The sequence below is a fragment of the [Clostridium] aerotolerans DSM 5434 genome (genome assembly GCF_000687555.1).
Classification (GTDB): Bacteria; Bacillota; Clostridia; order Lachnospirales; family Lachnospiraceae; genus Lacrimispora; species Lacrimispora aerotolerans.
Genome location: NZ_JHWJ01000009.1, coordinates 177,018 through 187,818, shown reverse-complemented (window position 1 = coordinate 187,818; position 10,801 = coordinate 177,018). Strand labels below are relative to the sequence as shown.

10 protein-coding genes are annotated in these 10,801 nt (G+C 42.2%); 4 read left to right on the top strand and 6 right to left on the bottom strand.

Translation table 11 applies throughout. The annotated features are described in order from the left end of the window. The first annotated feature begins 290 nt into the window (after positions 1-290). A complete protein-coding gene (locus T546_RS24670) occupies positions 291-785 on the top strand; it encodes a DUF6985 domain-containing protein (protein ID WP_051629845.1) in 495 nt (164 codons plus the stop codon). Between the two features lie 218 nt (positions 786-1,003). Here the strand turns inward: T546_RS24670 and T546_RS0113795 are convergent, their stop codons facing one another. From T546_RS0113795 to T546_RS24665, 6 genes are all read right to left on the bottom strand, one after another. Next, entirely contained in the window at positions 1,004-1,516 is a 513-nt protein-coding gene (locus tag T546_RS0113795) for a GNAT family N-acetyltransferase (RefSeq protein WP_026892118.1), read from the bottom strand. Positions 1,517-1,595: 79 nt separating this feature from the next. Then, positions 1,596-3,698, bottom strand: a complete 2,103-nt coding sequence (locus T546_RS23595; protein WP_051629843.1) for a methyl-accepting chemotaxis protein — start codon at positions 3,696-3,698, stop codon at positions 1,596-1,598. Between the two features lie 263 nt (positions 3,699-3,961). Next, positions 3,962-4,798, bottom strand: a complete 837-nt coding sequence (locus T546_RS0113785; RefSeq protein WP_026892117.1) for a pirin family protein — start codon at positions 4,796-4,798, stop codon at positions 3,962-3,964. 27 nt (positions 4,799-4,825) lie between these two features. Beyond that, on the bottom strand, positions 4,826-5,389 hold the full coding sequence (locus tag T546_RS0113780; protein ID WP_034599299.1) for an NADPH-dependent FMN reductase: 564 nt from the start codon (positions 5,387-5,389) through the stop codon (positions 4,826-4,828). 186 nt (positions 5,390-5,575) lie between these two features. Continuing rightward, positions 5,576-6,508 (bottom strand): cysteine synthase A, encoded by a 933-nt coding sequence (gene cysK / locus T546_RS0113775; protein ID WP_026892115.1) that lies wholly within the window; start codon positions 6,506-6,508, stop codon positions 5,576-5,578. A gap of 195 nt (positions 6,509-6,703) precedes the next feature. Further along, positions 6,704-7,465, bottom strand: coding sequence for a CAP domain-containing protein (locus tag T546_RS24665; RefSeq protein WP_051629841.1), 762 nt, complete (start codon positions 7,463-7,465; stop codon positions 6,704-6,706). A gap of 435 nt (positions 7,466-7,900) precedes the next feature. Between T546_RS24665 and T546_RS0113765 the strand changes: the two genes are divergently transcribed. From T546_RS0113765 to T546_RS0113755, 3 genes are read left to right on the top strand one after another with little or no spacing between them, the layout of a single operon-like run. Next, on the top strand, positions 7,901-8,470 hold the full coding sequence (locus T546_RS0113765) for a helix-turn-helix domain-containing protein (protein ID WP_026892113.1): 570 nt from the start codon (positions 7,901-7,903) through the stop codon (positions 8,468-8,470). Position 8,471: 1 nt separating this feature from the next. After that, the gene (locus T546_RS0113760) at positions 8,472-9,182 is read left to right on the top strand and encodes an ABC transporter ATP-binding protein (protein WP_026892112.1); all 711 of its coding nucleotides are present in this window, start codon (positions 8,472-8,474) and stop codon (positions 9,180-9,182) included. Next, positions 9,175-10,758 (top strand): hypothetical protein, encoded by a 1,584-nt coding sequence (locus T546_RS0113755; protein WP_026892111.1) that lies wholly within the window; start codon positions 9,175-9,177, stop codon positions 10,756-10,758. Before T546_RS0113760 ends, T546_RS0113755 begins: the two co-directional genes overlap by 8 nt. The last annotated feature ends 43 nt before the right edge of the window (positions 10,759-10,801 follow it).

Here is a 10,801-nt window from a genome sequence, read left to right as displayed (position 1 = left end):
CAGTATCAAGTATACTGCGTTCCTTTTTTTATATTTTAGTGCCTATCAATATTATTTGACCAACCTATAAAATATAGGAAAAACAAGGGTTTTTCAATATTAACTTTCTTCACATCTCCAGCACAAACTAAATAATCAGACGTAAAAGTTATATTCTACAGGCGTATTACATTCATGTAAAATAAGCAATAAAAATATTTGAATATGTGTTTATTTTTATTCAAAACTGTCCTTTTTCATTTATCAATGCTATAATTAATAAATTAAAATTTCTGAGGGAGGTAAAACCGATGATGGATGCAGTATTTGGCGAATTGAGGGAAGAGGATGAATGTGATTGGCTTGGAAAACAGATACTTGATTTCGGTGGAGATATACATAATGTGGAGTTATTAATACACGGAGAGGATGGTTGCGAAATTACCGAAAGGCAGAGAACGGCATTCAAGCGTTTTATGGAAAAATGGCCAGAATTACAGACAGAACTGTTTGAAGCACTCATCAAATTCTATAATGAGAAAGAACGTTTTGCCTGGGGCCCGGATGATGAAAAGGAATCTGCTGAATGGTGGCCGGAAATTGAAACGAAAGAAGCTCTCTTGCAGACAGTCACATTGGAGACAATCGTCGTCGCTAATGATTTCTTGATGGTTGATGACAGACTTATCATCTATTTACTTTTTTCTAGAACATGGGGTGGTGAAGACTATGATGACAATGGAGTCGGTGTCCGCTACATAAACGAGGAGATCGATAAAATCGCTCATAAGGATATTGCATTTTGATAGAGAAAAGACAAAATTCCATTTAGTTACGAATCAAAAACACCAGATTACTTCTAATATCTGGTGTTTTTTTACAATAACTGAATAGGTCAGATAATAAAAATGACTTTGTCAAGAATCTGAGCGGATTTAAATGAGTCCGCACCTATCATTAATAACAGGCATAATATTTTAACCGATTATGCCAAAACACTGTTTACCATATAAGAGTAAATTGTTTATGAAAGATCAATCCAAAATCTTTGTTCAACAATTCCAGCCACCAGAATTTCATTTTCCAGGATGCCACCATTGTTTTGTATACTTTTAGAAGAGCCAATATTGTCCTTATCACAAACCATCAAAACTCGATCTAACCCAATTCTCTTACATTCCTGCAGTGCCAGACCAATCATTTTGGTTGCCACACCCTTTCTTCGTTCCGTGGGTCTGACTCCATCTCCAATGTGTCCGCCATTTAACAGCAGAGCATCGTTTAAATAATGACGAATATTCACCGCTCCTACAAATATATTTCTTTCTTCATCTAAGCAAAAAAGAGTAGTATCGGGAACCATAGCAGGTGTAGGGTTTTTATTTTCTAATTTATCCCTATAACAATCAAAATCACGATAATCACATCGCCTTATCGCGTAGGGTACGATTTGCTCACCTGTCGCGTTCCATTCTTCCATCATATCATATAATTGTTTTTTATACGTTTCATCCAATGGAACCAATCGTAAATTCATGCCACCACTCTCCTTTTGCTTATAACATTAGGCGGATTATATAATCCGCCTATCTCCTTTTGGTTTCTATATAAAGATTTTAATATTTACCGGTACCATATGCTTCTTCTGGTGTGTCAACAAAATAATCATCTGTCTGCTGCACCGTTTGGTAAGATACTGCCGGCGTGTCTTTTAAAGTAAACTTTTCCACTTCCTGCTGAAGGATAAGCGCCTGAGCTGCCAGCTCTTCACTGGAAGCAGAGCTCTCTTCTGCTGTTGCTGCATTGGTCTGAACCACTGCGGACACCTGGAAAAGTCCCTGATTAATCTGTTCGATGGACTGAGCCTGGTCATAGGAAGCTTTTTCAATCCGCTGTATGGATTCGTTGGCGAGTCTGGCTTTCTCTGCTACATCCACTAAAATCTGGGCTGTCTCTTCTGCAAGCCTCTCTCCCTTGGAAACGGTTGCTACGGAATGGTCGATAAGCTCTGCTGTCTTTTTCGCGGCCTCGGCTGATTTGGCAGCCAGATTCCGAACCTCATCTGCAACCACGGCAAAGCCTTTTCCTACGCTTCCAGCCCTGGCTGCCTCGATTGCAGCGTTAAGAGCCAGAATATTGGTCTGGAATGCAATGTCTTCGATGACCTTTGTAATAGTTGAAATCTCAGCAGAGGACTGGCTGATTTCACCCATAGCAGTGTTTAATTCCTTCATATGGCCGTTGCTCTCTTTAATTCCCTCGTCAGCCTGAACCACGTATTCTGTGGCCTTCTGTACGTGAACTACATTCTCCTCCGCCTGATTTGCAACACCAGTGATAGAGGCATTCAGCTCCTCTACAGAGGAGGCCTGCTCTGTGGCACCGGAAGCCAGTGCCTGAGAAGCACTGGAAACCTGATCGGCACCGCTGGCTACCTGATCGGATGCACCTTTAATATTGGTAAAGGTTGAATTTAAATTGTTGATAATCTTATTTAAAGCGTCTCTGATTGCTGTAAAATCACCGGTATAATCCTGGACAGTCTCTACCGTACAGTTTCCCTGTTCCAGGCTGTTTAAAACATAGGAGATTTCCTGGATATAATCATTTAACTTATTGACAGTTGTTGTAAAGGATTTTGAGAGCTTTCCGATTTCATCTTCGGAATCCACCTGGGGCACTTCTGAATGTAGGTCTCCTAAAGCCAGGTCTTCAATTCTCCGTACCAATGAGATGACCGGATTTACAATGGGGCCGGCGATCCGAAATGCCATAACAACGGAAAGAATTACAAATAAGGCTGAGAGTATTACGGTGATTCCTATGGATGCATAAAAGCTGGACAGCATCTCGGAAGTCTTTGCAGTAACTGCAATGGACCAGCCGTCTGTCCCTGGAATGCTCATATAGCCTACAACCTGCTTGGCACCTTTATGCATGACTGTATCAAGCCCTGTCTTACCAGAGGTCATTTTCTGAATAAGGCTGGCTAACTGGGCAAAGGAAGAGTCCTCTTTTGCCTTCTCTATGTAATTTACCTGGTCGGTAACTATGCTGGTATCGGGATGAGCCAGATATTTTCCTTCTTTATCTACAATAAAGCCATATCCGGATTTGCCTATAGACACATCATCAATCATACCACTAAAAGTATTGCTGTCCAGCTTTGCATAGACAATCCCCTTTTGACCGCCCTTGGTAATTGGTGCAGCTATAATCATAATTACTTTTCCATCCACCGTACTTACCAAGGTAGAGGATAGATATGTATTTCCTGCCATTGCCTGCTTAAAATACTCGCGTTCACTGACATCCGCACCATTGTTTGCTTTTCCGTTTGCATCTGTGACTGCAATCTCTAAAAAGCCATTCTTTTTTGCCAGCTCATCCATGACCTGTTTTCTTGCTATCAGTGGTCTTGATGGGTCAGTGATCAGTTCGTTCTGTGCAAAGGACTCAACCTGGAACCGGTATACATTGATGGCATTTTGTACCGCCACGCAGTAAGCATTACGATTTTCAATCAAACGGGTCTCCATGTTGTTTTTCGAATCATTATATAAAACAATGGCATTTGCAATTCCGAAGAAAACGGAGATGACAACTGCCAATCCTATAATGCCTCTTAAAAGATTCTTTTTAATTGATTGTTGCTTTTTGCCTGATTTACCTGTGCCGTCCAGGTTCTGGGGTGTTTCATTCTTTGACTCTTTTTCCACTTTTGTATCCTCCATGTTTTTCTAAATAAAGCATAATCAGGAAGGAACCGGCTTTTGAATTTTTAAGTCAGAGGCTTTCAGTTATACTCCATTTATGGGTAATCGAATTAAGCATAGCACTTACAAAATAACAAGTCAACACAGTAATCTGCATTTTATTATCAATATTTTCAGGAAAAACGAGGACTACTTATAAGATAAGAAGAAATGCATAAAAGCAGATCCACAGTTTATTAAAAAACTGTGGATCTGCCAAAGATTTATTATTTGTGTTTGATAAATGTTCCTCTGCGAAGCTCATCAAATGCCAGATCCAATTCTTCCTGGGTGTTCATGGCAATGGGTCCTCCCCAGGCAATGGGTTCATGAAGCGGCCGGCCGGAAAAGAGAATGAACCGAAGGTCTCTGCTTGCAGAGGCTTTCACCGTGATTTCATCTCCTTCCCCAAATAAAATGGCTGTCTTTTCAGGAATGTTCTGATTTTCCACTACGCCATCTCCCTGAATCAGGAAAATATAAACGGTTTCATCGGAATTGGTCGGTAAGGTGATTTCCTCTCCTTTTGGAAGCTCAACATCATAGATGGTAGCAGGAATGTGCTTTGGAGTTACACCCTTTGCACCCTGAAAGCTTCCAGATAGTACTCCCACCGTGGCATTTCCGCTTGGTACTCTTGGAATCATATCCTTTGTAATAGGAAGATACGCCGGATCCGCCATCTTTTCTTCCCGGGGAAGGTTAAGCCAAAGCTGCAGGCCCAGCATCTTCTCAGATGGCTGAGGCATCTCTTCATGGAGAATTCCGCTGCCTGCTGTCATCCACTGGCATTCCCCGGAATTGATCGTGCCCTTGTTTCCAAGGCTGTCCTTATGGTCAATTCGACCGGAAATTAAATAAGTAACGGTTTCGATTCCTCTGTGAGGGTGCATGGGAAAACCGGCTACATAATCGGCTGGATTTGTTGAATCAAAGGAATCCATCATTAAAAACGGATCAAATTCCTTCACATCGTGATATCCCAGCACACGTACCATATGAACACCTGCTCCGTCTACGGCTCTCTGGCCACGGATCTGTTTTTTGATATTTCGCCTGCTCAATTTCTCTTCTCCTTTTACTTCTATATATTAGGAAGCAGATACTTTATTAACCCACTGAGAAAACGCCTCCATGTAGTTCTTTAAATATCCCAGGCTGTTCTCGTCTGCGAATTCGCCTTTGTCATTTAACTGGTCAGCAACATTGCTGATATAGGCTTCTGGCTGCTGCAGCATAAGAACATTTAAAAATGTCATTGGCTGACGTAAATGATGGTTCGCACCAAAGGCTCCAAGACCTCCTGGAGTTACACTGATGATACCGCCTGCTTTTCCATCCCATGCATTGCTTCCGTATGGTCTGGAAGCGATATCAATGGCATTCTTAAGCACTGCCGGGAAAGAACGGTTATATTCTGGTGTAACAAAAATAACTCCATCCAGTTCTTTGATTTCGTTACGGAATCTGACCCAGGAATCAGGAGTGGTTCCATCATCATCAAAGTCCTGATTAAACATAGGTAAATCACCTATTTCGATAAATTTAAGGGAAAGTGCTTCCGGAGCCACTGAAACTGCTGCCTTTGCTACAGCAAGGCTAAATGAATCTCTCCTAAGGCTTCCGACAATAACACCAATCTTTTTTGTACTCATAATTAGATCTCCCATCTTATTTTATTTTATTTTATTTGAACTAACCCGTTCTCTGTAAATCTGCTCTTTACAATCAGTATGGGCCAGTAATCCTTTTCATGATAAAGGAATTAGTCTTATTATAATTAAAACTGGAATTCACTGTCAAGTATCATTCCTGATCGTACCCCTATATTCTGATAAAAATCAATCAGTAAACATACTTGTTGATAAATAACGATCACCTGTGTCGGGAAGAAGCACTACTATATTCTTACCCTCATTCTCTGGTCTCTGTGCCAGGCGGATGGCAGCCCAGACAGCTGCACCGGAAGAAATTCCTACTAAGATTCCTTCCATTTTTCCAATTTTTCTACCGGTGTCAAATGCATCTCCATCGGCAACCGGAATTACCTCGTCATAAATTTCCGTATTTAAAACATTTGGTACAAAACCAGCACCGATTCCCTGAATCTTATGAGGACCGGCTGTTCCCGTTGATAATACGGGAGAGGTTGCAGGCTCAACCGCAACGATTTTAACAGATGGATTCTTGGATTTTAAATACTCTCCCACACCGGTGACCGTACCGCCTGTGCCTACACCAGCCACAAATATATCAACCTTGCCGTCCGTGTCTTCGTATATTTCGGGACCTGTGGTCTCTCTGTGAACGCGGGGATTGGACATGTTGTTAAACTGACTGGGAATAAAGCTGTTAGGGATTTCTTTCGCTAATTCCTCTGCTTTTGCAATGGCCCCTTTCATTCCCTTGGAACCTTCAGTAAGAACCAGTTCTGCCCCATAAGCTTTCATCAGGGTACGTCGTTCCAGTGACATGGTCTCCGGCATGACGATCATGACCCGATACCCTCTGGCTGCTGCCACGGAAGAAAGTCCTATACCAGTATTCCCAGAAGTGGGTTCAATAATGACAGAATCTGAAGTTAAAATTCCGGCAGCTTCCGCATCATCGATCATTGCCTTGGCAATTCTGTCCTTTACGGAGCCGGCTGGATTAAAGTACTCCAGCTTTCCTAAGAGCTTTGCCTTTAAGCCTAATTCTTTTTCTATATTAGATAATTCAAGAAGCGGAGTTCTTCCAATAAGCTGATCCGCTGAAGTATATATTTTTGCCATATGCTTTGTCTCCTTTATTCTGCTATTATTTCGTAGAATTACTAATCTAATTTTACTTTTTAAAACATACTTTGTCAATGGGTTTATATGCACTTACTGATTAGAAGCAATAAAAATCCCGGGACCTCTGACGATAAATGAGAGGTTCCGGGATCTTAATTTCGGAAATTTTAAAAATGCAATGAAAAATTAATATTAATATGTAAACAGCTGTACCCAGTACTGTGTTCCGCTTCCGTTTTGGGTATTGCCTACACCGATATGTGTAAAGCTCTTATTCATGATATTTGCACGGTGTCCCGGGCTGTTCATCCAAGCAGTTACAACCTCCTGAGGAGTTCTCTGGCCCCAGGCAATGTTCTCACCTGCTCCACGGAAATTTACACCCTGATCTTTTAATGCGCTTGAGAAAGAACTTCCGTTAGGACGAGTGTGGTCAAAGTTTGACTGAATCTCATTTGCTCTTACGTTTGCTGCCTTTTCAACACTTGGATCGATGGTAAGAGGTGCAAGACCTTCTTTTGCTCTTTCTGTATTTACCAGATCAACTACCTGCTGTGTGTAAGTCTTGTTAGTGGTGTTGGTATTGGTATTTGTGTTGGTATTAGTGTTTGTGTTGGTATTTGTGTTGGTATTGGTATTGGTATTGGTGTTTGTGTTTGTGTTTGTATTGGTGTTTGTGTTGGTGTTTGTATTTGTGTTGGTGTTTGTACCATTTCCGCCGTTCTGGCAGCTATTTAAATACTTGTTAATATCATTAATATTGATATTATTACAATTAATACCCATCTGCTGTAATTTTGTTTTTAAATCATCGGAATTGGAGCATCCATTGATAGAAATTACATTTCTTCCTGAGAATGAAGGGATATTACACCTCACTGCTGCGTTTGCCGTTAATGGGATCATGCTTGTTAAAGTCAGTGTCATCAATCCAAGTGCTGTTAATTTTCTCAATTCATTTGCCTCCTTTGAATTATTACATTTGTGTTACGTTTATGTTACATTTAAATGATAGCACCGAATTTCCCATTTTACCAGTGGAAAGAATTGGGATTTTCCTGTTAAGTAAAAAACTGTTAAATTAATGGTAAAAAGGGGTAATGATTCAGACTTTTGGTAAATATATTGCAAAATTGTTCGTTTGAAAGTGATTTTTATGAAATAAATTGATATTTATGGAAATAAGCCTGCTCTCTTTTCTTATGAGGTCATGAAATAAGACAGATTATCTTCTGGTTTTTCTTTGCCTACTGTATCAATCATATTTTATAAATAGACAGGAACTCAAAAGTCAGAGAAAGCTTTTATCCAGATATCACCATTGCTGAAACATTATCATTGTGATAATATTATTACAGGTGATAAAATTTACAGTATCAGGAGGTACACATGGACAAAAAGATAATGAAACATATGATATCCTGCTTCGTAGATCCCATCGACAGCAGAATTCTTATGGAGATAATAGAAAGAAAAACAGTCACTGCGAAAGAGCTGGCCCAGACACTGACCGACATCTCCCAGGCTTCTCTGTATCGGCACCTGGGAAAGATGGTCAAATATGGAGTGCTGATCATAGCAGAAGAACGGCCGGTACGGGCATTAGTGGAAAAGGTCTATGCGCTGGGCATGGATGCTACCATGGACATTCCCCGTCTTCTTAAAGAAAACCGGGGAGATGTGTATATGAGTCTGTTCGCCCAGTTTTCCGCTGCTCTCATGAGGGAATTCGCGGATTATACCGCCCGTGATGGTATTGATATTCTAAAAGATGGTTCCGGCTTTTCCACCGGTCCCATTGCTGTTAATTCTCAGGAGTTAGAAACCTTAATGATTCAAATCGGGGAACTGATCGCGCCTTACCGAATACCGGAACAAGCCGCAAAACCAGGAAGAAAGATTCATTCCCTGGCTCTTATCGTTACCCCGCCAAAAGAAGGAGGAGAAAAAAATGAATGAAATACTGCGAATCGATCATTTAACCAAAACTTATGGAGGTAAAAAAGCAGTGGATGACGTAAGCCTCACCATCCATGCAGGCGATCTTTTTGGCTTTATTGGACATAACGGGGCAGGTAAGACCACTACTCTCCGCTCAGCAGTGGGGATATTGGATTTTGAACAGGGAAGCATTATGGTTGATGGTCATTCCCTGGAGGATGAGCCTCTGGCCTGCAAACAGGTGATTGCCTACCTGCCGGATAATCCTGATCTTTATGACTATTTAACAGGAATCCAATATCTTTCCTTTATAGCCGATATCTTTCGCGTGGGAAAGAAAGAACGGGAAGAACGAATTGCTGATTATTCCAAACGGTTGGAGCTAACCGCAAATCTGGGCGATTTAATTGGCTCCTATTCTCATGGAATGAAGCAAAAGCTGGCACTCATCTCCGCGTTTTTGCATAAACCACGTTTACTGGTTCTTGATGAACCTTTTGTCGGTCTGGATCCATCAGCAGCTTTTCGTCTGAAGGAGATGATGAAGGAGATGTGTGACCAGGGAGGTGCCATCTTTTTTTCCACCCATGTGCTTGACGTGGCTGAAAAACTGTGCAACCGCATCGGCATTATAAAAGGCGGCAAGTTGATTGCCTGTGGAAGCACCGAAGAGGTGCGGGGAGATTCAAGCCTTGAGCACGCATTTTTGGAGGTGTTAGACAATGACTGACGTGTTTTTACTAAGTAAAATCCAGCTCCTTGGACTTTTTGGTATCAATAAACTGATCCATACCAAGGATGCTCGGACAGGGCTTAAGGCCATGGGTATGGGAATCGTGTTCCTTATATTAGGGGCTGAGGCGGTCTTTTTCAGCTATATGATTTCGGCAGGATACGCTGCGATCGGGTTGGTGGAGCTGGTGCCTGCTATCTTTTTACTGCTATTCTCTTTAATTACCCTGGTCTACACTTTGATCCACAGCAGCACAACCCTGTTTGGATTTTCAGACTTTGACATAATTATGTCCCTACCGGTTTCCAAGTCATCTGTTATTATGAGCAGATTACTGACGGTATATTTAGGCAATCTGGTCTTTGGCGGTGTGGTTCTGCTTCCGGCTATGGTGGTCTTTATGAACGTCACCGGATCACCGGCCATCCTCTGGCTGTCGGTGCTTCTTATATGGCTGTTAGCTCCGCTTCTGCCCATGATTGTATCCATGTTCATTGGAGTGGTGATCACAGCCATCAGCGTTCGGTTCCGTCACAAAAACCTGGTGATCACTCTCTTAAGCCTTATAGCAACCCAGGGCACGTTGGCGCTCTCCTTTTCCATACAGTCCATGGATATGGATTTGCTGGCTGACCTTGGTCTGCAGCTGGGGAATGCAATCCGTCATTTATATCCGCCGGCAGCATTGGTCACTGCCGCACTGTGGAAGAGAAGTGCTTTGGCGTTGACAGGCTTTGCCCTTTTGTCAATCACAGCTTCTGCTCTCTTCGTATTTCTTCTATCCAAAGTGTATACAAATATCAATAGCGCATTATTTACCCAGCATACCCGCTCCGCTTACCGGGTCACCCAGTTAAACGCCGCAGATCCAAACAAAGCACTCTACCGCAGAGAGCTAAAGCTTTTGACCTCCTATCCGGTGTACCTGCTTAACACTTGTTTCGGTTCTGTGATGATGGTGGGGTCCATATTGCTCCTTAAGGTGTTCGGTTCCAGGCAACTTTCAGATCTTCTGGAGCTGCCGGGGCTTTCGGAAATGCTGCAGCGCATGGCTCCCTTTTTTCCAGCCATTTTTGTAACTATGTCATCTACTACCGCAGCTTCCCTTAATATGGAAGGGAAGAACCGCTGGATACTAAATTCTCTGCCAGTGAGCACTAAGGCAGTTTTTGACTCCAAGATCATGGTGAATTTAACGGTTCTGCTGCCAGCCATTCTCTTTAGCAGCCTGATTTTGTCCATGACCTTTCCGTTTGATTTCATTAACGTACTGATGATTTTTATAACGCCAACCGTCTACGCCGTATTTATTGCAGTTGTGGGTTTATCCATCAATCTTCGTTTCCTGAAGTATGACTGGAAGAGTCCTCAGGAGGCGGTCAAACAGTCTATGTCAGTCATGGTGACCATGCTAATTGGATTTGCAGCAATTGCTGCCCCAGTAGCATTGGGGCTTTCACTTCCTCAGTGGAATCAGAGCATCACAGTGGCCGCCACCCTCATATTGGCAGCAATCACGGTAGGGCTTTATCGAAGCCTTGGCCGCTTCTCAACAAAGAAATTCCTCGGTTGATTTAGGGCTGTCACACAATACAAAACAGCAAGGAGTCTGAAAA

Excerpts from the sequence above, each read along its gene's own strand:
- T546_RS24670 (WP_051629845.1), top strand. The coding sequence starts at position 291 with ATGATGGATGCAGTATTTGGCGAATTGAGGGAAGAGGATGAATGTGAT.
- T546_RS0113795 (WP_026892118.1), bottom strand. The coding sequence starts at position 1,516 with ATGAATTTACGATTGGTTCCATTGGATGAAACGTATAAAAAACAATTA.
- T546_RS0113755 (WP_026892111.1), top strand. The coding sequence starts at position 9,175 with ATGACTGACGTGTTTTTACTAAGTAAAATCCAGCTCCTTGGACTTTTT.
- T546_RS0113765 (WP_026892113.1), top strand. The coding sequence starts at position 7,901 with ATGGACAAAAAGATAATGAAACATATGATATCCTGCTTCGTAGATCCC.
- cysK (WP_026892115.1), bottom strand. The coding sequence starts at position 6,508 with ATGGCAAAAATATATACTTCAGCGGATCAGCTTATTGGAAGAACTCCG.
- T546_RS0113780 (WP_034599299.1), bottom strand. The coding sequence starts at position 5,389 with ATGAGTACAAAAAAGATTGGTGTTATTGTCGGAAGCCTTAGGAGAGAT.